This window comes from Vibrio sabulosilitoris, assembly GCF_055391395.1.
Genome location: NZ_AP029600.1, coordinates 964,987 through 986,333, shown reverse-complemented (window position 1 = coordinate 986,333; position 21,347 = coordinate 964,987). Strand labels below are relative to the sequence as shown.

Below are 21,347 nucleotides of genomic sequence, written 5' to 3'. Positions count from 1 at the left end.
ACCAATCCAGCCCTGAGCTCTATCTACAGCGACTCATAGTTTGATATTAGCTTTTCGAGCATTATTTGATAGAAACACACTTGCGCTCACTGAACTTGCTTGCCCGAGTTCGAACTCAACATTACTTTACCGCAGCGGTTAGTTCAGGCAGCGATAAGGTATATAAAGGGCTCCCTTGAGATGCAGCTCGACTAGTGTTGCAGGCTATTTTTTTAGCATGCTCAATTTGTTCGGCACACCATTCCAGGTTTCAGCCTCTTCCATTGCAGGCTTAACCTCCGTCAGAACTGGCCACTGCTCTGAGAGTTCAGCATTCAGCTCGACAAACACCTGCTGATCGTCAGCAAGCTCTTCTTCTTGAAAGATGGCCTGAGCATCACACTCTGGGACACACAAGCCACAGTCGATACACTCGATTGGATTGATGACCATAAAGTTTGGACCTTCATGAAACGCATCGGCTGGGCAGACGGCCACACAGTCGGTGTATTTACATTGGATACAGTTATCGGTTACAACAAATGCCATGGTGTTCAACTCTTGGTTAGCTGGGTTTGTGGAGGGGCGATAATACTGATCCCCACCTAAAATTCAATACAATAGCGGCGATAAACTCCTCAATCCGCCCGACGATGTCCAATTAAGTATGACAGACAAATGAACTTGACGTAAAATGCGCGCCATTGTGAGCCTATTGCTGCCCATCGAACGTGATCATCCATCATTGTGACGGCAATACGCTAAGACACCAATTGAAAATACGAGAAATCGACATGATACGTTTAACCGAAATTAAACTTCCTCTTGATCATGAGGAAGGCGCCATCCTGGACGCTATTACCAAAAAATTGGGCATCACGGCCCAGGAAGTACTCTCTTTCAATATGTTTAAACGTGGCTATGACGCTCGTAAAAAAAGCAAAATCCTGCTGATCTACACCCTAGATGTTGAGGTCGCTAACCAAGCAGAAATGCTAGAGCAGTTTGCCAGCGATCCACACGTGCGTGAAACGCCAGACATGGAATACAAATATGTTGCTAAGGCGCCGGAAAATCTCACTGAGCGCCCAGTGGTGATTGGTTTTGGTCCATGCGGACTATTCTCAGCGCTTGTTCTGGCGCAAATGGGCTTTAAGCCAATCGTCCTCGAGCGCGGTAAAGAAGTTCGTGAGCGTACCAAAGACACCTTTGGCTTCTGGCGCAAGCGTGCGCTGAACCCAGAATCGAACGTTCAGTTTGGTGAAGGTGGTGCGGGTACATTCTCTGACGGCAAACTGTATAGCCAAGTTAAAGACCCTAAACACTACGGCCGTAAGGTGATCGAAGAGTTTGTTGCCTCTGGTGCACCTGAAGAGATCCGCTACGTGAGTAAGCCGCACATCGGCACCTTTAAGCTGGTGACCATGATTGAGAAGATGCGCGCAAAAATCATCGAGCTCGGTGGCGAGATCCGCTTTAGCACTCGCGTGGATGATATTCACATGCAAGATGGTCAGATCACAGGTCTTACCCTATCGAACGGCGAAGAGCTGAAATCACGTCACGTGATCCTAGCCGTTGGCCACAGTGCGCGTGATACGTTTGAGATGCTGCACAAGCGTGGCGTTTACATGGAAGCTAAGCCATTCTCGGTTGGTTTCCGTGTTGAACATAAACAATCCGTGATTGATGAAGCGCGTTTTGGTAAAAATGCCGGTAACCCTATTCTTGGCGCAGCAGACTACAAACTCGTTCACCACTGTAAGAATGGTCGCACGGTATACAGCTTCTGTATGTGCCCAGGTGGTACTGTGGTGGCAGCAACTTCTGAAGAAGGTCAGGTTGTAACCAATGGCATGAGCCAATACTCACGTGCAGAGCGTAACGCCAATAGCGCTATCGTAGTGGGTATCTCACCTGAGACCGACTACCCTGGTGACGTGCTTGCGGGTATTCGCCTGCAGCGCGAGCTGGAAAAAGGCGCTTACGTGCTTGGCGGTGAAAACTACGATGCGCCAGCACAAAAGATTGGTGACTTCCTTAAGGGTCGCGATCCAAGTGCGATAGGTGAGGTTGAGCCGTCATTTACCCCTGGTATCAAGCTGACTGACCTTTCAAAAGCACTGCCTGATTTTGCTATCGAGGCTATCCGTGAAGCGATCCCAGCATTTGACAAGAAAATCAAAGGCTTTGCTTCCGATGATGGCTTGTTGACCGGTGTTGAAACGCGTACCTCATCGCCAATATCTATCAAGCGTGGTAAAGACTTCCAGAGTGTCAACCTTAAGGGATTCTACCCAGCAGGTGAAGGCGCAGGTTACGCCGGCGGTATCCTTTCTGCGGGTATCGATGGCATCAAGGCTGCCGAAGCACTAGCCATTGCGATGGTTGAGCAAGCGCAAGAAGCTTAAGTCGTTATAGTCGAAACAACTAAAAGGGCGCTATTGATTAGCGCCCTTGATGTCTTTACCCATCAATATTTCCCCTCACACAGCCTCAAGCCAAACACTGATTAATAAACTCAATCGATTTGGACAGCCGCTGCTCTATTTCAGCGATCGGCAATAGCTGCTCTCTAGGCTTAAACCTGGTTGAGCCATCAACCAGCCTTTCAAGCGCATAAGGTGACTCGATACTGAAAAACGGCACTTGTTCGTTGGCTGCCGCACTTTCGAGTAAGGCTTGGTATTTGCCTGCGCCTCCCCCTAATTCACAGCAGCGCCACACATCTTGCTCCAAATAGAGATCTTTAAGATGCAAGTGCTCTGCAAACGCAAGGCTCGACAAGCTGTGCTCCAATACATCCAGCTGTGGGCGGTGTGAGAGAAAGTTACCGGGGTCGAAGTTGATGCCAAACACTGTATTATCGGCCTGTCGACAAAATGGCTCAAAATCATCCGCTTGATTGAGTAAGTAGGCCTGAGTGTCACCGACATTCTCGATCAAAATCTTGATCCCAAGTTGTTTAGCCAAGGCAATGGCCTTAGACGCTGCGATCACGAACTCACCAAGCTCGGCTCCTCGAGGCGCGTATAGCACCAAGCGCTTGCAGGCTAAGATTTTGCACATCTCAAGGCGCGTGATCAGCCTTTGCTCACAGTTCTCCAAAGTCAGATCACAGTGCGCCGCCAATGAGCTGCAGCGCATCTGCTTGTCATCTAGGTACGACTTTATCCACCGCGCAAGCTCAGGTGTAATATCGGACTCAGTCAGGTCGTAGACCGCGCCTTGGATCAAGGCCAGTTCGATGTTCAGTACTCCTAAGCTAGCAATGGAATCAATCGCCTGCTCGATTCGATAACCCGAATAGGCGACGGTACTGATGGAAAAGTTAAGTTGCATAGGCCCCTCCCCCCGTCACTTGCTCCTCGGATATCATCACCTCAGATACCAGCTCGATTAAGCGAGCAAACCCTTCAGCTTGCCACGCTGTTCGGCCGACAAACAAGCCATCGATATTTGGCTGAGTAATTAAGACTTGCGCGTTATCAAGGTTGACACTCCCGCCATAGAGCAATGGGATACGCTGAGCTATCTCGGCGCCGTAGCAAGACGTTAAGGCAGTGCGGATGGCACTCATCCCCGCCTCCGCTTCTTGCGCACTTGCCGGAGAGCCTCCCTCACCAATCGCCCAAACGGGCTCGTAAGCAATCATCACCTTGGTTATATCAGCTGGCTCAACGTCATAAAGCGCAATCTTGACTTGCCGCACGATTGATTCCGCAGACACGCCCCAGCGCTTCTCCTCAGCGCTATCACCGACACAAATTAAGGGCACGAGTCCAGCCTTAAGTGACAATATCACTTTTTTGTTCACGGTTTCGTTGCACTCACCAAACCACTGCCTGCGCTCAGAGTGACCAATCTCAACCAGTGTGGCACCGATATCTTTAGCCATGTTAGCCGACACCTCGCCGGTCAATGCCCCTTGCTCCGCCCAACCAATATTCTGCACCCCGGTTAAGCAAGGCGTTTGCGCCAGTAGTGTTCCCACTTGTTTCACATAAGGGAAAGGTGGGATAAGAAAGGTCTGAAGCTCATGCCTGATATTGCTAAGCTGTGGGGCGATAGATCGGCAATACTCAACCACCTCAGCCTCGGTTTTATTCATCTTCCAACTCGAGCCCAACCAGACCTTTTTCATGCTGGCACTCCTTCAACGATATAGGTTGTCATGAATTCGAGGATCAACGACATCGAGATGGCGCCAGGGTCTGGGTAACCCAGCGAGCGCTCGCCAAGGGTTTTCGCCTTGCCCGTAGTGGCAATCATCGACTTGGTGGCCTCTACACCCTGTTTGGCTGCCGCAGTGATCAAAGGCATCGATTGCTCTAGTGGCAAATGTGCTATTTCATGTGCCTTTCTTGCTGCTGGTGCCAGTGCGTCAATCATAGTTTTTGCCCCCTCATCGGCGCCGCCACGTTGACGTATCCCCTCTAGCCCCGCGGCTAAAAAGTCAGCGACGACGGCCGTAGTCAACTCGGGCGCATTGGAGACCGCTTTGCCGCCATTGCGAAACAAGGTGCCAAAAATCGCACCTGAAGCGCCGCCCATAGTCGTAAGCAACTTTGTACCAACTTTGGTTAGCACATCGCCGACTGACTTGGCCTCAAATCCTTGCTCAATTAACTGTTCAACATTGCTAAAGCCGCGCTCAATCCCGAGCCCATGGTCGCCATCGCCAATCGCTTGGTCGACACGCGTTAATTCAGGCTCACTTTTCACCATGTTGTGCGCCATATATTGCAACATTTGTTTGGTTTGTGTGCTGTTCATAATCACTTCCTTAGTGCGAACGATTGACAAGGTGCTTGGTACAAGGCTTGGAGATCATCATTGAGTTTGAGCAATGAAATCGACCACCCAGACATCTCAAGTGAGGTGCAATATCCGCCAATAAGATTATCGACGATAGAAATTTGTCGCTCAGACAAATAGCGGTGTACCGCCCGATTGGTGATCAACAGCTCCATTTGAGTTGAAGCACCTAGGTTGTTCACCAACAGAGCAACTTGGTCGCCCTGAGTGAGAGCCGCCTCTTCAACCAACTTACTCATTACCTGCTCAGTCACTTCGTCTGTACTGGTCAAGGCAGACTTACCGACTCCGGGCTCACCGTGAAGCCCCATACCGACTTCGATTTGATCGTCGGCGATGTGGAAATTAAAGTCGTCGTTTCTTGGAATCGCGCAGGGACCAAGAGCCACACCAATAGAGCTGGTATGAGCGAGCGCCATTTCACTGGCGGCCACGACTTGCTCAAAGCTATCACCACGCTTAGCTGCCGCGCCAGCCACCTTTAACACAAACAGTGCTCCAGCAATACCACGGCGCTCTTGCTCCAATTCTTTCGGCGCTGAGATTACGTCATCGTTGACTCGAACCGTGTGAGATTGGATCCCTTCTTCCTCGAGCAGCTCAGCGGCGATATCAAAGTTCATGTTATCGCCAGCATAGTTGCCATAGATAAACACCACGCCGTTTTCTGGATTGAGTGCTAACGCAGTGGCAAAGATGGCATCCGGTGTTGGAGCGGCAAACACATCACCAACCGCCACCGCATCAGCCAGCCCCTCTCCCACATAGCCGCCATACATTGGTTCATGTCCGGCACCGCCACCAGTGAATATCGCCACCTTGCCATCAAGTGGGGCTTTACGGATCGCACAGGTATAGTCACCAATAGGTTCTAAGTCATGCTGCATGGCTGCGATAAAGCCCTCAAACTGTTCACGGGCTACGGCATTTTTGTCATTAATTAGTTTTTTTGGCTTTCTCATCTTGCTCTCCTTGCCGCTTATTGCGCCAGAATTTCGGCCTCTATCTCACTGATCCGTTGCACTTTTGGCTTAGACGCCTCATCGATCTCTTCAGCTTCGAGCCAGGCTTGCAGTATCGTTTTAGCTAATTCCACACCGATCACTCGCTCGCCCATAGTAATGATTTGTGCGCCATTGCTTTTTCTCGCCCGCACGGCGGAAAATACGTCATGGCAAAGCGCTGCGCGGATCCCGGGTACTTTATTAGCAACAATCGATACACCGATTCCTGTCCCACACACCAACACACCGCGCTGGTGAGTATTATCAGCGACTTTTTTGGCTACTCTTTCAGCAACATCGGCATATAAATTAGAGCCACCAGCTGGTGCTTGGCTATAGTCTATATAGTGATATCCTAATTTATCTAAGTGTTTACAAAGCTCATCTTTTAATTTTACTGCTGCATCATCACAGCCAATTGCAATTGACATACATCCTCCTAAAGGGTCAGACAAACCACCAGGCAACACAAATAAAGCTACTCTATTTTTATTAGGGTATATTTGAATTTCGTCACAAAGAATTTATTAATTTATTTTTAATTTTGTATAATTATTATCATTCTTTTCTTATTCGTTAATATTTATTTTTCATGCCGTAATGATTACTTCCTAAATATACCTATTTCACATCACAACTTAATATCTTTTTTCTGTACATTATCAATCGGACAAAAATATATTAATTTTTGTCTCTTTGCGTGACTAAGATCGCGTTTGAAACAACCAGGTTATTTTATACTCGACAGCAATTAATGAATGTTTTAATAAATTTTTTAGGGAATCTATTAGAAAATAAATTGATTTTGCTCACACTTTGCGATTGGTATAGAGGTTGAAAACGCCGTTATGAAGCTATCAGAACAAGCATACAACAAGCTTAAACGAATGATTTTAGAGAATAAATTTCGAATCAATCAGCAGCTACTTGTTGATGAAGCGGTCGAGATATGTGGCTTTAGCAGAACTCCTGTAAGAGAAGCTCTGCTAAGACTACAACAAGATGGTTTGATAAAACTTCACCCGAGACATGGACTAAAAATTTGCGCGTTGTCAAGACGCGATGTCGAGGAGCTTTATGAGCTGATTGCCCACTTAGAGGTGATGGCGCTGGATATTTGCATTGCAAAAGGGCTGACTGAGAGCCAGATAGATGTCCTGCGTGATTATACAAGTAAGATGGAGCAAGCGCTTGACGATAATGATATTCAGCAGTGGGCAATTCATGATTTTGCCTTCCACGATCAAATTTTTCAATATACCGAAAACTCTCGACTGATTGAGACGGCTAGAAAATACAATGAGCAAAATAAACGCTGCAAAGACATTGTTATTAAGTTAAGACCCCTACCCTGGGATTCGATTATTGAGCACAACAAGCTTATTGATAATTTGCAAACTGGCAATATCAATGAAGCAAGAGAAATGCATTTAACTCACTGGGAGCAGGTTTCTAAGCAATTTATTGAATTCTTAGAGAATTACCATTTCCTAGAGAAATAAATTTAGTCACTATTTTTTTAATTTGTATCCTATTCAAGGAGGTTCACTTATGTCTAATATAAGTGTTCAGGCGCTTTATCAGCTGGCCAATGATGTTCGAATTGATATTCTCGATATGGTTTATCAAGCACAATCAGGACACATTGGTGGCTCTTTTTCTGCAGCCGAAATCGTCACCACTCTGTACTTTTCAGAAATGCAGAACCTCGATCCCAATAACCCAAAACAAAGTCATCGCGACCGCTTTGTTTTGTCTAAAGGTCACGCTTGTCCGGTCTGGTACGCCTGTCTGTCACGGCTTGGTTATTTCGATCGCGAGCACCTCACCACGCTCAGACAGATCAACAGTATTCTCCAAGGTCACCCTGATATGAAGAGTACCCCAGGGATTGATATCACCACCGGCTCACTTGGACACGGCTGCGCGGCGGCTACCGGTATGGCGCTCGAGGGCCAACTTGTACAAGACGGTCGCCGAGTGTATTCGCTGCTTGGTGATGGTGAGCTAAATGAAGGCGTGGTGTGGGAAACAGCGATGGCTGCGGCCAAATATAAGCTGGATAACTTGGTGTTCTTTGTTGACAAAAATAACCTACAAATGGATGGCACCAGTGATCAGATCATGCCGCTACTTAGCATTGAAGATAAGTTCCGCTCTTTTGGTTGGCACGTGCTAACCATCGATGGTCACGACATTGAGCAAATTCTCACCGCACTCGATACCGCTCGCCAGACCAAAGGCAAACCAACTTGCATCGTGGCCAATACGGTCAAGGGCAAAGGGGTGAGCTTTATGGAAGATGTACGCAACTGGCATGGCAAGGCACCGAGCGAGCGAGAGTATACCGATGCTCGTGCAGAACTAGTCGTTTAACAGGTAAGGGCTATCACTATGATTACAGTTACTAAATCCACAAAACCGACTCGATTAGCCTTTGCCGAGCGCATGGTTGAGTACGGGGAAATTAACTCAGAATTTGCTGTTTTTGAGGCCGACATTGGCTATTCAACCAACTCCTATTTGTTTAATCAGCAGTACCCTGAGCGCTACTTTCAGATGGGGATTGCCGAATTTGGCATGATGGCGTCCGCCGCGGGCATGGCCGCGAATGGACGTCCAGTCGTCGTCGCAGGCTATGGAGTGTTTTTGACCATGCGTGCCTTAGAGAGTGTGCGCAGCTTTATTTGCTACCCTAACCTCAACGTCAAATTGATGTCCTCACACGGTGGCACCACTGCCGCCATTGATGGAGTAACCCACCAAGCCTCGGAAGATATGGCGCTGATGTCAACGCTGCCGAATATGCATGTTTTCGCGCCCTGCGACAGTGCGTCAAGCCGTGCTTTGTTTGATGTCACCATGCAAACGCCGGGACCAGTTTATTGCCGCTTAATGCGCGATGCCTACCATGAGCTGTATGACGAGAGCGCCCAGTTTGAGTGCGGCGGAAGTCATACTCTGATGACAGGCAGCGACCTCACGTTAATCTCCTATGGTGATATCCTCTTCCAGGCTATTGAAGCGGCGAATGAGCTGCGTGAGGCAGGTGTCAGTGTCGAGTTGATTGATGCCTACAGTGTCAAGCCGCTAGATTGGGCGACGATTCGCAGCTCAATTAAGAAAACCGGTCGCGTGATCATTGCCGAGGGTCATCAAAAACGCAATGGCATGGCCTATGACATCGCCACGCGCATGGCCAAGGAGCAGATCCAGGCGCAATTTGACCATCTAGGTTTGGATGATACCTTCGCCGAATCTGGCGCTTACCCGCTATTGCTAGAAAAATATGGCTTGTCGTCAAAACACATCATCGACATCGCAAGCGCCATGCTGATATCCAATCAATCGGAAGCTTACTAATTAGAGGCAAGGCAATTGCCTAGGGAGACTTATGTTTAAACATGCAGTGATTACCCCATTTCTCAGCCAGACGCGTGACCGCTTCTCTGAATATAACGAACCAAAAACATTAGAGCAGCGCCTGCAAACGCTGCGTACGATTGATGGGATGACTGGGGCAGAGTTGGTTTACCCCTACGAGGTAAATTATGACAATTTGGCCGAGCTGAAGTTACTCTTGGCTAAATATGATGTCAAAGTCGCGTGTATTAACGTCAATGTAAAAGTCGAGAAAGAGTTTTTGTCCGGTGGGCTTACCTCGCCAGATAAAGCCGTACGTGATCGCGCCGTCAGTTTTATTAAGCAGGCTAAAGACTACGCCGAGGAAGTGGGTGCCGATAAGGTTCAGTGCTGTCCGCTCAGTGACGGCTATGAGTTTTCTTTCCAAGCGGATTATGTTGAAACGTGGCAACGCCTGTGCGAAACGTTTGGCGAGGCGGGTGACTATAAGCCACATATCCCACTGTTTATTGAATACAAACCGAATGAAGTGCGTGGCCGCTGCTATCTGGATGATGCAGCAAAAACCATCTGCCTAATCAAAGATATCGGCAACCCCAATATCGGCGTCACGCTCGATTATGGTCACTCTTTATATGGCGATAATAACCCAGCAGAAGAGCTTGCCTTGCTTAACTCGCTCGATATGCAGTACTACATCCATATCAATGATAACGATGGCAAATGGGACTGGGATTATTTCTGTGGCAGCCGCAGCCTGATGCAATACATTGAATTTATTTATTATCTGAAGAAGTTTAACTACCAAGGTTGGCTTACATCAGATACCTCACCAACGCGATGGGATATTGTAAAAATGTTCGAGGCGAATATTCGCATGACGAATCGTATCTCTGACCGAATTGATGCCATCGGCATGGATAGCTTTGGCGAGAGTTTAAGAAAACAAGAATACATGGATATTTGGGCCGATCTTGAGAGCTATTTCATCAAGATCTAGACCGGAATATCAACCTGTCCGCGGCACAAGTTGGGCTTAAGATCCGACGCCGCATCACAAGAGGTGAAACAAAATGAAAACGAGAACTCTACTGAAAGCGGTTTTGGTTGCAGCTATCGCTGCAACAACTTCATTTGCTCAGGCGACGGATCGCTACCCTACGCGAAACATCACTGACGTGGTCACTTGGTCTGCCGGCGGCGGTACTGACGTAATTAACCGCGTTGCGACCGCGTCGATGGCCAAATACCTTGGTACCAATATCAACGTCATCAACAAACCCGGCGGCGTGTCTGGCTCAGTCGGTTTGCTTGAAGGCTATAACTCATCACCCGATGGCTACACCTTTGTTGGGCTTTCCGAGTCAAACGTGGCCGCAGCAGTAATGGGTGGCTGGGACAACCGTATGGACGTGTTTGACTACTTTATCGTCGCAAGCTCGCCAGATGTTATCTCGGTGTCGAAAAACTCGCCGATCAACACTATTGAAGAGCTCGTCGCACACATTAAAGCCAACCCAGGTAAAGTGCGCGTTGGCGCAGGCTCTGCTGGCTCACTGCACCATATTAACTACCTTGCGTTTGAAAAAGGCATCGGTGGTGAGATGAACTTTATTCCTTTCCCTGGCTCTTCTCGTAGCCAAAACGCGGCGTTAAGCGGTGAGGTCGATGTGGTTATTACCTCAGTAGCTGAGCAAAATCAGCTAATTCAATCGGGTGATTTCAAAGCGCTTGCAACTCTGACGGAGAATCCATTTACCGTGGGTGATATCACTATCCCTTCTGGTTTGCAGACCTACCCTCAGCTTCAAGAGCACTTGCCTATCTCGCAAGCAATTGGTTTTGCGATGAAAAAAGAGACCCCGGTTGAGATCAAGCGTACTGTGGCCAAAGCCTTTGCTAGCGCGATGCAAAGCGATGAGGTACTGACTTATGCGAGCGAAAACCATTATGAAATCGTCGGCGAGTTCGGCAAGAAAGCTAACGAGCGTATGGCGCGCCTAGAGTCGCTGTTTAGCTGGACACTGTGGGATCTGGAAGCGGCGAAGATTGACCCTGCGTCACTTGGCATTCCAAAACCTGAGTAATGCCTGTAGACCAGTCTCTTTAGGAGGCTGGTCTTCCCTTTTGATTGATTGACTTGCTGTTGGGGGCACCTATGTCTACGCAAAACCAAATGTCTTCGCAAGAAAAAGCGTCACAAGACCAAGAATATCAAGAGCCAACACTCGAAGAACAACAGATGCATGGCTGGGATTTTGCTTTTTCCCTGGTAGTCATGGTGTTTTCAGTGATGATCATCGCAAACTCATTAACCATGCCATTTTCAGGCACCGTTGGCGGGGTAACCACCGAGTGGTATGAATCACCCGGATTGCTGCCACTGTTCATTGGCTGCTCACTGTTTGCAGCGGGCCTATCGGTATTTTTAAAAAGCAAAGCAGCGCACGGCAAAGCGCTACTGATGCAACACTATAAAAACATTAACCCAACTGGGTTTCTTATTTCAGGTGGCGGTATTATTACCTACATCTACGTGCTTATTACTTGGTACGACTTCTTCCTCGCCTCGGCGATATTTCTGATCTTCTATATCGGCCTGTACTACCTCGATATTGAAAAGGTTACCAAACAACTGATCAAGATTTACTCGGTAACCGTTGTGCTATCGATTCTGTTATTTACTACAGGCGCTGCCAATGCAATGAACTCATTCTACCCCTACACCAGCGACATGGTGTTGGTGGTGAGCGGTGTTGTCATGTCGAGCTATCTCTATCTGCAAGGCAAGGCGCTGGGCAAAGAGGTTAGCGCTAAGGTTCGCCGCTTGCTGATCATCGGCCTGGTTTTCCCGGCTGTGCTGTGTCCTATCTTCAGATACTTCCTATTGGTGCCACTACCCAACGAGGGTCTGATTGTTGAGCAGGTATTTAATCAAACTTACTACACCTATTTAGCACCACCAAAACAAACAGAAGCCATGCAGCTATCAGATGAAGATCTTCAGCTGCTCGAAGACGCATTCTAACAGGTGATAAACATGGATATTTTGACCACTTTCGGAAGTATGTTTTGGCATATTTTCACCTCACCACTGCTGATACTGATCCTGGTCGGCAGTACTTTCTTGGGGATTATTTTTGGCGCGATGCCCGGATTGACCGCAACCTTGGGGGTGGCACTACTCACCACCCTCACCTACGGTCTCGATAATCAAACCGCGCTGCTTGCCCTTTTGTCTATTTATGTCGGCGGTGTGTATGGCGGCATGTACACCTCGATTTTGCTGAACATTCCTGGAACTGCTGCCTCTGCGGCAACGGCCATGGACGGCTATCCAATGGCTCAGCAAGGGCAAGCGGGGCGCGCGTTTGGTCTCGCGACAACCTCATCTTTGATAGGCTCTGCGATCGGTATGGTGTTTGTCGCGCTGCTCTCACCTGTTATCGCTAAAGCAGCATTGCAGTTCACCTCGTACGAATATTTCTTGCTGGCCCTATTTGGCATTCTGATATCGGGAAGCCTAACCTCACCCGAATTGGCCATCAAAGGCTGGATTGCGGGTCTATTTGGAATCTGGCTCTCTACCATCGGCCAAGACCATATGCAGATGTACCCGCGCTTCACCATGGGCATCCATGAGCTGGATAATGGTATCGATGTGGTGCCGGTCTTGATTGGTGCGTTTGGCATCCCGCAAATCATGTCGGTGTTAGAGTCTAAACTGAAGATGAAATCGATGAACGCCAAATCGATTGGACGCTTGATGCCCGACTTTAAAACCATGTTTCAAAACACCCGTAATATCATCGCATCGGCATTAACTGGTGTCGGTATCGGTGCCGTGCCCGGCATTGGCGAGGACATCGCGGCTTGGGTAGCCTACGGCATCTCGCGTAAAACCAGTAAAAAACCGGAAACCTTCGGTAAAGGTGCGCCAGAGGGGGTTATTTCCACTTCAACGGCCAACCAAGCATGTGTCGGTGGTGCAATGATCCCACTGCTCAGCCTTGGTATTCCTGGCTCGCCACCGGCAGTAATGCTCCTTGGTGCCTTAATGCTGCATAATGTCGCACCAGGTCCAATGCTACTGAAAACCAACCCAACATTTATCCCTGAAGTCACGGCGATCTTGTTTGCCGCTGCGATTGCAATGTGGGTGTGCGGTATGATCTTGTCTAAGCAAGTCATCCATATCCTGCGTATTCCACAAACGCTGTTTATGCCTTTGATTGCCGTCTTGTGTGTGATTGGCTCATTTGCACTAGGGATGCGCGTGTTCAACCTGTATTTAATGGGTATCATCGGTATCATCTCCTACTTCTTTATGAAGCTTAAAGTGCCGATTGCACCGTTGGTTATTGGCGTGATCTTAGGGCCAATGGCGGATACTTCTTTGCGTACTGGCCTAAAAACCACCGGAGGTAGCCTGATGCCGATGATAGAGCGCCCAATCTCATTTATCTTGGTGTGTGTGATTGTGATGATCATTTGTAGCCAAATTCCGGCGGTTAACCGCGCCATTCGCAACCTCTTTAGCTCGGTGAAAAGTCGCCTAGCAACGTCATCTTAAGGAAAAGATATGAAAACTATTGTTTGTTTGGATGGTTACACCCTTAATCCAGGCGATAATCCATGGACACCGATTGCCTCACTCGGCGAGTTTCAGTGCTTTGACCGCAGCACCGAAGGACCAGAGCAGGTGATCGAGCGTGCGCAAAATGCTAGCGTCCTACTGACCAACAAGACCCCTATCACCCAACAGGTCATCGATGCCTGCCCAGAGCTTGAATGTATCGCCGTGCTCGCCACTGGTTATAATGTGGTGGATGTCGACTACGCCAAGCAAAAAGGCATCGTGGTGATGAACGTGCCGGTTTACGGTACCCAAACCGTGGCTGAGATGGTGTTTGCGCATATATTCCAGTTCGCTCGTAACGTTGGCAGCATCAGCGATGATGTCAAAACTAATCTCGGTTGGAGTAATAACCAAGATTGGACCTACTGGCTCACACCACAAGTCGAGCTAGCGGGTAAAACCTTGGGCATCGTTGGCTTTGGCAACATCGGTCAGCAAGTGGGAGCAATTGCCAGCGCGTTTGGCATGCAAGTCTTAGCGCACGACGACTTTAGCGCCACCGTCCCAGTGTATGAGCACAAGAAAGTCTCACTCGATCGCTTGTTATGTGAGTCGGACTTCGTCTCACTGCACTGCCCCGCGCTGCCCGCCACCGAGAATATGATCAACCAACAGACACTCAAGAAAATGAAACCAAGTGCCCTGCTGATCAATACCTCGCGTGGGCAGCTGGTCCAAGAGCAAGAGCTAGCCGAGGCATTGACACAAGGCGAGATCGCAGGTGCTGCGCTCGATACGCTTTGGCAAGAGCCTCCAGCGGTGGATAACCCGCTGCTGGCTGCGCCAAACTGCGTGATCACACCACACATCGCTTGGGCCACCCTCGATGCACGTGAGCGGATCATGAATATGGTCGCTAGCAACATCCAAAGCTTTATTGATGGCCAGCCCATCAATGTCGTCAACCCTTAGGAGCGCGTTATGCCTATCGATACCCGTCATGTCGGTTATTTCTACAACCAGAGTGTTCACCAAGTGACTATGACCTCTAGCACCGGCATGTCGGTATCGATCCTGACACTGGGCGGGATCATCAAATACTTGCTGGTGCCTAATCGTAATGGTGAGTTGGTCGATGTCGTCTTGGGCTATGATCGGCTTGCCGACTATGCCAATGACCCGCACTATATGGGCGCGATCATTGGCCGAGTGGCCAATCGCATCGAGAACGCACAGTTTGACTACCAAGGTCGAACCATTAAGGTCAACGCTAATGCCTATCAAGGTAAACACTGCGTCCATGGTGGGCGGTTTGGTTATCACCATCGGGTGTGGAAAATCGTCGGCACCAGTAAAACTGAGCACAGCGTCTCGTTGACGCTAGGCTTAGTCGATAATGACGGTGAGGAAGGCTTTCCCTCAAAAATCGACGTGCTAGCGACTTACACTCTAACATCAGATAACCAATTAAGCCTTGAAGTTGCCGCCCAGTCAGACGCTTCTTCGCCGTTTAGTTCCACGGCACACAGCTACTTTAACCTCAATGGTCACTCATCTGGCTACATTGGCGATCACCTACTATCGATTCCATCTCAGCAGAGACTGCAACAAAAACACGACCGCGTGCCAAATGGCGAGCTTATCTCTGTAGAGGGTACACCATTTGATTTTCAACACCCTAAACCACTCTTCGAGTGTGTGGATCAGGCTATTGATATCAACGACTCTTACACCCTAGCCTATGACGGCAATACAAACCTGGTCGCAGAACTCACCGCCTGTCAGCTTGGTCTGCGCGTCTACTCCAACGAACGCACACTGCACTTTTATAACGGGCACAACCTAGATGCAGTAAGCGGCAAATTTGGTGCAACTTATCACAAGTTTGCCGGCGTTTGTCTAGAGCCCAAAGGCTATGTTAATGCCGTCAATATCGACCACTTCCCCCTCTCCGAGGTCTCGCCAGACAAGCCTTATCAACACAAGATTATTTATCAATTTTTTAGTCCTGAGTAGGTTGTTAGTGGTAAACTCTGCGCATCAGAATTACCGAGATACCCTATGTTTATCCATCGTGTAAACGACATCGACTGGCTTGTGATCACCGCTTTTGAAGAGCTGAAACCGCTGTTTATCGAAGAAGCCGGTGCGATCCCCTCTTACTTCTCCACCACCAGCGAATTGAGCCTGATTGATCAAGCCAAGCGAAGCTATGGTTACTTGCCAACACTCAATGGCGAAATCACCGATACCGGGACCTTTCAAAGCCAGAATATCGGAGAAGATCTGAACCCCCAGCTTGCCTGTCTAGTTGAAGGACGTGGTCGCGTGTTTATCTATCATGGCGGCTTTGTCGCTTTCGTAGATGACGAGCAAACTTTTATTACTCGAATGGAGTGAGAATCACTCAGTGTCGGTGAGCTGGCGTCCCTTGCCGTTCAAGCGTAAATGTTTCGCCGATGCTCAGGAGGCGAGTCAAAATTTCAGTTGCTCAATCAAGCAATTGCCGATAGTGTTAAAGCTCACTTGGAGATTTTATGAATACATCTCAATTCAACCGTTGGCTATCATCTTTACCTGTAGCTAGGTAGGATGAGTTGTGCCTGGCTGCGAGAATCGTAGCCGTGGTTGTTCATTCTCGTAGCCTTTTTCTTAAGGAATAGAGAATGATTTCAAACAATGACCCCCTTCCGAACAAGCGTTTTTTTCAAACGAGTTACGTCAAGGGCCTGTGCCTTGCGCTAACTGGTACGGCGCTCATGTCACTCAAACCGATATTGATTAAAATCGCTTATCAGTTCGGTGGCAATGTACAGTCCGTGATGCTGCTCAGAGCAATAAGTGCTTTACCCATCTATCTATTGGTTTTGTTTACCCTTATTACTAAATACGATAAGAGTGAGCGGTTAAAGCAAGATGGATGGAAAGCCGCGTTTTTGGGTGTATTCGGCTACTATGTCACCGTCTACCTAGACCTAGCCTCTTTGAATCATATTTCTGCTCAGTTGGAGAGATTAATTATATTTCTCTACCCCAGCATCGTCATTATGCTTTCTTGGAGACTCTATAAACAACGACCCACAAAGCGTGTCATTATTGCTGTTATCACAGGCTACCTTGGCGTCACAGCCATTGTCATCGGTGAGCCTACCGGGGCTAGCTCAGAAGCATTTTTAGGTGGGGGCCTAGCTTTTGCGTCGGCTTTTGTGTTTGCATGTTATTTGCTATCCAGTAAGCCGTTAATAAACCGGATGGGAAGCCAACTCTTCACCAGTGTCGGGATGGCAAGCGCCAGTATTGCTATTTTGCTTCACTTTTTCATTTTGGATGGCAGTTTTGATAGTTGGAGCCCGACGCTTATAGGCTTGGGGGTCATCCTTGGGTTGGTCTGCACTGTGTTACCCGCCTATTTGATTGCTGCCGGAATGGAAATCCTCACTCCAGCAGAAGTAAGCTTGAGCGCAAATATTGGGCCAATCATTACTGCGGGTGCAGCTGTGTATGTGTTGGGTGAAGCCTTTACAACCTTGCACGCGATTGGACTTCTCATCGTCGTACTTTCTATGCTAGTCATGTGTTCTAGACAATAGTCATATAGAAAACCCTGGGCCAGGACGTATTTTGCTAACACGACTAAACAGCAGCGGACAGTATGATGAAGCTTTAGTCGTCACAATAACCGGCCCAAACCTATTTTCACTTGATACTCTCTTTATAAGGAGCTATCTCATTTCGCAATATTCAGAGGTACGCAAAGGAAAATCGCTAAACACTTCTAAAACGGCTACCTGGATTATTCTGCGATGGGGCCAAGTTTTCTCATGCTGCAACTTACATAACAAGCTCAATGACTTGTACTTTCAAACCTAAATGCTGGTTGTATGTCATCGTAGCGTACTGATAACTTTGCCCGTTGACTCTGAATGACAACTCGCGACCAATTGGAATATGCTGTTGTGAAATCGAACTATTGAAGGTTGGATAAGGGACAGTGCCATGCCATTGAAATTGAGCAGAAGCGGCAAATGTCGATTGTGATATAGTGACAGTTAGAAGACTGATGAGACCTAACACGACGTTACGCATAAGTTATATCCTTTTTTAAGGCAAACAACACAATTGTTACCATTTGTAACAATTGTGTTTCTCACTTGTTATGTTAGATCGTTATTTCCGGAGATCAAACTTTTCGTGACCTAAACCACATTTACAGGTCGGACGTCTTATAAGGCAACTCTACTTTTTTGTAGTCAAGCGGAAATTGGATAGTTCATGTTTGGCGATTTCAAAGCCTCCTAGGCTAAATTTATCTGCGATTAGGATCATTTATTTTTAGCGTATGTGAATTCGACTCATCACAAGGGGGCTGTTTTTTGAGCAGAAAAATGCTGCTGTACCAGAATTTGGACAGATATACCCTAGGCCGCGGCCTTTCTACGCCTACTTAAGGTTTCATTGACTAACCGTTGTTTATTGATTCCTACATAGGAAGGGACAAAGCGCGGTTGCCAGCCACACAAAGTGCATTCAAACGGATAGACTTTATAAAAAAGGATAGTAAGGTGGCGGTAAACACCCTACTGCAATAACAAACGCAAGAAAGACAACTGCAATGGCGCTTCACGGGTCCGGCAGGAAAGGCAGAAAAATCCTTACCGGATATACTCTCATCAACAAAAAGTTTTGTGCTAAAAACAAGTTCCGCTCTTACTCGGTGCGCTCGCGCTTTCCGGCATTTCATCGCACAGTAACTCATGACTGCACAGGTTACACCGTCACTAAATATCTAGACTAATCATGTTTGACATTACCTAATGATGACCTAGCAAAACAGGGAGCGTTTATAAAGAAACTATGATAGGGGTCGGTGCTGGCCAGTGGCCCATCCCGTAAGAGGACGTTAAATACTTGCCCCGGCATGACCGTTGGTATGTGTGATTCATAGAGAGGGTCTCAATTTTCTTAGCTCAAGTTCGAGCTTATAATTCTACTCTTGAAGTCGCCCTTCCTTGATCTTGTATTGCTGAGATACCTTTTCAGACAAAGGAGTTTGGTCAGATAACTCAGTTATTCTATCCATCGGAGCTGAGCCCTTTAATGGTTACGATGGGTTTGAAGGATGCTTTGGATAAAATTTTATGCAGTATCGCAGTGATTAGGTGTGTTTTCTAAAGTCGGATTACTTCTGGATGAATGGGGCGTTTGCTCTGATTTTGGTACGTTATTTCAGCAACGGTTTACATTGCTCTTACTGCACTATAACCAAGTGGCGTGACTCAACCAATGCCTTCAAATAACACTTTCATTCTCCCGTCGAGACGATGCCCACAAACAGATAAGGAAGTAATGGATCTTGCCATTACTTCCGTCTTTCTTGCATACGCTTTGACTTTATTCTAGCGTCACCGTAAAGTTCAGTTCATCGACATCGCTTTGTCTACCACCATTTTCATCCTTCCCCCAGACAAACACGCTACCGTCTTCCCAGTTTGTGGTTGCAAAGGCATAAGCATTGGAAAAAACGGCGTTAACGGTATCAAGACCATCCACATCACTGGGCCTACCCCCAGAGATATGATCCCCCCAAGTCTGAACCTTGTACTCCTCGCCATATACCGCAGCAAACGCCGTTTCTGTAGAGAAAATACCCTTGATGTCTGAGAGGCTGTCGACAGCACTTTGGTCGCTGCCTGCCCCTAATAATCCCCACACTTTGACTTTACGCTCGTCGCCATATAGTGCCGCAAAGTCAATAGCCGTAGAGTAAATGGCGGAAACGTCAGTCAACCCGTCCACGTCCGCTTGAGCGCCACCATGACTATCTAACCCCCAAACCTTCACTCTACTCTCATCGCCATAGACAGCCGCAAAGGCAAACTGTGTTGATGACATAGTAATGACATCTTTGAGTCCGGCTACATCATTGGAGTTACCTCCATAGCTATCATCCCCCCACACCCAAGCTCTATTTTCATCGCCATATACCGCGGCAAACGCATAGCTTCCTGGATAAATGTCATGGACATCGGATAATGCGGCCACGTCATGTTGGTTACCGCCATAAACATCCGCTCCCCAGGCCAAGACTTTGCGGTCATCCCCATAGATTGCTGCAAAGGCTTGAGTGGTCGAATACACCATTTTGACATCGGTTAGACCATCGACATCACTTTGGTCGCCACCATAATCACCTCTTCCCCAAGCCCAAACTCTATTCTCATCGCCATAAACCGCCGCAAACGCGAGAAACGTTGAGTACACCGCTTTGACGTCTCGCAAACCATCAACATCGCCTTGACTTACCAAGTTTCCCCAAATCCAGACTCGGTTTTCATCCCCATAGACCGCTGCAAACGCTGAGTTGGTCGAATAAATGGCTTTGACATCTTTGAGCCCAATTACATCACTTTGGTTGCCTCCAAACATATCAGCACCCCAGACCCAAACTCGGTTTTCATCCCCATAGATGGCGGCGAACGCGTAACCGGTTGAGTAAATGGCTTTAACGTCGGTCACAGCAGCAACATCGGACTGATTACCACCGTAGTCGTTATGCCCCCATGCCTTTATCGTTCCATCATCGGCAATGGCCGCAAATGCTTGGCGTGTACCGACAATACGGCGACTGTCTATTAACGTTTTAGGCGCGGTTACCGTTACGGACAGCAGTCCCACTGAGTAGTTGCCACTAAAGTCGCTAATCACGTACTGCACGATATGAATGCCCTCAGTCGAGGCCGTAAACGAGATATGCTGGCCATCATCGTCAGGGGGTGGCGCCAGATAAGTCGTGGCCGTGAGACTTTGAACGTCGGTCAGTTGCCAATCCATATCCCCCTCATTGACAAAGTCTTTTATGCTTATTGTCACCACTTGGTCTACGTAAACCCGTGTTGGCGCTGTAACGCCATTGGGCACCTCGCCATTGCCAGCAATCGGACCATCAATACCGGTAACCGACACCGAGGTATAAATGACACCAAACATACGGTCGTCAGTATCACTGGTATTGACCATGGTATAATGCACCTCTCCCAATCCAGTGCCTTGGTCAGCGCTGAGCGAGATTGACTGAGTGCCTAAGTTAGCCACCGCCGATATGGCGCCCTGAACCATGATGTTTTCTAAAGTGTAGCCGGGCTCTGAGACCGAGACGTCTTGTGTGTCACCCAACCATAGCGCTAGCGATGTTGACGTCAAAGCCGGCTCCGTGTTGGTTGACACGAGCGTAGTCACCACGCCGGTGTCTTCAAATGATTGCCAAGCATCCCCTTGCTGATGCAACGTTAACGTATACTCATACTGACAGACCACAGTCTCAGATTGCGCTCGAGAAAAGCGCTGTTCATTGTAAGCCGTCGCTGGACCACACTCATTTGGGTTGGTTGGGAGAGAGCGAACGTCCGTAATGCTTACCTGCGAGTTATTGAGCCAACCGGACAGGTCAACATCACTGTCAGCTTGAGGTGTTGCCACGACGATATTGGGCGCAGCAAAGGCGGGAATATCCGGCTGATTGTTCTCATCAGGTTGGCACCCTACTATCCCTATCGACAGTAACATGCAACAAGTGAACGCCCATCGATTCTTGTGCCTATTGAGTT

At 48.1% G+C, this 21,347-nt stretch carries 20 protein-coding genes and 1 pseudogene; 12 read left to right on the top strand and 9 right to left on the bottom strand.

From position 1 onward, the window contains the following. Window positions 1–204: 204 nt before the first annotated feature. Window positions 205–528 carry a ferredoxin FdxA gene (gene fdxA / locus ACZ5R2_RS19900; protein ID WP_464902875.1) on the bottom strand — a complete coding sequence of 108 codons (324 nt, stop codon included), beginning with the start codon at window positions 526–528 and terminating at the stop codon, window positions 205–207. A 245-nt stretch (window positions 529–773) separates the two neighbouring features. Between fdxA and ACZ5R2_RS19895 the strand changes: the two genes are divergently transcribed. Then, window positions 774–2,390 carry an NAD(P)/FAD-dependent oxidoreductase gene (locus ACZ5R2_RS19895; protein WP_464902876.1) on the top strand — a complete coding sequence of 539 codons (1,617 nt, stop codon included), beginning with the start codon at window positions 774–776 and terminating at the stop codon, window positions 2,388–2,390. Between the two features lie 85 nt (window positions 2,391–2,475). On the opposite strand, the gene ACZ5R2_RS19890 is transcribed toward ACZ5R2_RS19895, so the two are convergent. Genes ACZ5R2_RS19890 through ACZ5R2_RS19870 form a run of 5 tightly spaced genes read right to left on the bottom strand, consistent with a single transcriptional unit; the run spans window position 2,476 to window position 6,232 of the window. Then, the gene (locus ACZ5R2_RS19890; RefSeq protein WP_464902877.1) at window positions 2,476–3,321 is read right to left on the bottom strand and encodes a sugar phosphate isomerase/epimerase family protein; all 846 of its coding nucleotides are present in this window, start codon (window positions 3,319–3,321) and stop codon (window positions 2,476–2,478) included. Beyond that, window positions 3,311–4,123, bottom strand: coding sequence for a triose-phosphate isomerase (locus ACZ5R2_RS19885; RefSeq protein ID WP_464902878.1), 813 nt, complete (start codon window positions 4,121–4,123; stop codon window positions 3,311–3,313). Before ACZ5R2_RS19885 ends, ACZ5R2_RS19890 begins: the two co-directional genes overlap by 11 nt. After that, entirely contained in the window at window positions 4,120–4,755 is a 636-nt protein-coding gene (gene dhaL, locus ACZ5R2_RS19880; RefSeq protein WP_464902879.1) for a dihydroxyacetone kinase subunit DhaL, read from the bottom strand. Before dhaL ends, ACZ5R2_RS19885 begins: the two co-directional genes overlap by 4 nt. A 2-nt stretch (window positions 4,756–4,757) precedes the next feature. Next, window positions 4,758–5,759, bottom strand: a complete 1,002-nt coding sequence (locus ACZ5R2_RS19875) for a dihydroxyacetone kinase subunit DhaK (RefSeq protein ID WP_464902880.1) — start codon at window positions 5,757–5,759, stop codon at window positions 4,758–4,760. Between the two features lie 17 nt (window positions 5,760–5,776). After that, complete coding sequence (locus ACZ5R2_RS19870) at window positions 5,777–6,232, bottom strand: RpiB/LacA/LacB family sugar-phosphate isomerase (protein WP_464902881.1); 456 nt, start codon at window positions 6,230–6,232, stop codon at window positions 5,777–5,779. 417 nt (window positions 6,233–6,649) lie between these two features. Between ACZ5R2_RS19870 and ACZ5R2_RS19865 the strand changes: the two genes are divergently transcribed. From ACZ5R2_RS19865 to ACZ5R2_RS19815, 11 genes are all read left to right on the top strand, one after another. Further along, complete coding sequence (locus ACZ5R2_RS19865; RefSeq protein WP_464902882.1) at window positions 6,650–7,303, top strand: GntR family transcriptional regulator; 654 nt, start codon at window positions 6,650–6,652, stop codon at window positions 7,301–7,303. A gap of 49 nt (window positions 7,304–7,352) precedes the next feature. Then, window positions 7,353–8,177 carry a transketolase gene (locus ACZ5R2_RS19860; RefSeq protein ID WP_464902883.1) on the top strand — a complete coding sequence of 275 codons (825 nt, stop codon included), beginning with the start codon at window positions 7,353–7,355 and terminating at the stop codon, window positions 8,175–8,177. An 18-nt stretch (window positions 8,178–8,195) separates the two neighbouring features. Continuing rightward, the gene (locus ACZ5R2_RS19855) at window positions 8,196–9,164 is read left to right on the top strand and encodes a transketolase family protein (RefSeq protein ID WP_464902884.1); all 969 of its coding nucleotides are present in this window, start codon (window positions 8,196–8,198) and stop codon (window positions 9,162–9,164) included. A gap of 31 nt (window positions 9,165–9,195) precedes the next feature. Continuing rightward, a complete protein-coding gene (locus tag ACZ5R2_RS19850; protein WP_438457532.1) occupies window positions 9,196–10,164 on the top strand; it encodes a sugar phosphate isomerase/epimerase family protein in 969 nt (322 codons plus the stop codon). Window positions 10,165–10,237: 73 nt separating this feature from the next. After that, window positions 10,238–11,251: a Bug family tripartite tricarboxylate transporter substrate binding protein gene (locus ACZ5R2_RS19845; protein WP_464902885.1), complete on the top strand. Its 1,014-nt coding sequence runs from the start codon at window positions 10,238–10,240 to the stop codon at window positions 11,249–11,251. A gap of 71 nt (window positions 11,252–11,322) precedes the next feature. Next, entirely contained in the window at window positions 11,323–12,192 is an 870-nt protein-coding gene (locus ACZ5R2_RS19840; RefSeq protein WP_464902886.1) for a hypothetical protein, read from the top strand. Between the two features lie 12 nt (window positions 12,193–12,204). Further along, window positions 12,205–13,737, top strand: coding sequence for a tripartite tricarboxylate transporter permease (locus ACZ5R2_RS19835; RefSeq protein WP_464902887.1), 1,533 nt, complete (start codon window positions 12,205–12,207; stop codon window positions 13,735–13,737). 9 nt (window positions 13,738–13,746) lie between these two features. Further along, window positions 13,747–14,715, top strand: a complete 969-nt coding sequence (locus tag ACZ5R2_RS19830; protein ID WP_464902888.1) for a D-2-hydroxyacid dehydrogenase — start codon at window positions 13,747–13,749, stop codon at window positions 14,713–14,715. A 9-nt stretch (window positions 14,716–14,724) separates the two neighbouring features. Continuing rightward, entirely contained in the window at window positions 14,725–15,759 is a 1,035-nt protein-coding gene (locus tag ACZ5R2_RS19825; protein WP_464902889.1) for an aldose epimerase family protein, read from the top strand. 45 nt (window positions 15,760–15,804) lie between these two features. Next, window positions 15,805–16,143: a cytosolic protein gene (locus ACZ5R2_RS19820; RefSeq protein ID WP_464902890.1), complete on the top strand. Its 339-nt coding sequence runs from the start codon at window positions 15,805–15,807 to the stop codon at window positions 16,141–16,143. A 266-nt stretch (window positions 16,144–16,409) separates the two neighbouring features. Then, a complete protein-coding gene (locus ACZ5R2_RS19815; protein WP_464902891.1) occupies window positions 16,410–17,333 on the top strand; it encodes a DMT family transporter in 924 nt (307 codons plus the stop codon). A gap of 241 nt (window positions 17,334–17,574) precedes the next feature. Here ACZ5R2_RS19815 and ACZ5R2_RS19810 read toward each other — a convergent pair whose 3' ends face one another. The 3 genes and pseudogenes from ACZ5R2_RS19810 to ACZ5R2_RS19800 all read right to left on the bottom strand — a co-directional run bounded on the left by ACZ5R2_RS19810 (window position 17,575) and on the right by ACZ5R2_RS19800 (window position 21,306). Continuing rightward, window positions 17,575–17,829, bottom strand: a complete 255-nt coding sequence (locus ACZ5R2_RS19810) for a hypothetical protein (protein WP_464902892.1) — start codon at window positions 17,827–17,829, stop codon at window positions 17,575–17,577. A gap of 901 nt (window positions 17,830–18,730) precedes the next feature. Next, a pseudogene (locus tag ACZ5R2_RS19805) lies at window positions 18,731–18,841 on the bottom strand (IS481 family transposase); the annotation flags it as partial. Between the two features lie 293 nt (window positions 18,842–19,134). After that, entirely contained in the window at window positions 19,135–21,306 is a 2,172-nt protein-coding gene (locus ACZ5R2_RS19800; protein WP_464902893.1) for an RCC1 domain-containing protein, read from the bottom strand. Window positions 21,307–21,347 lie beyond the last annotated feature (41 nt).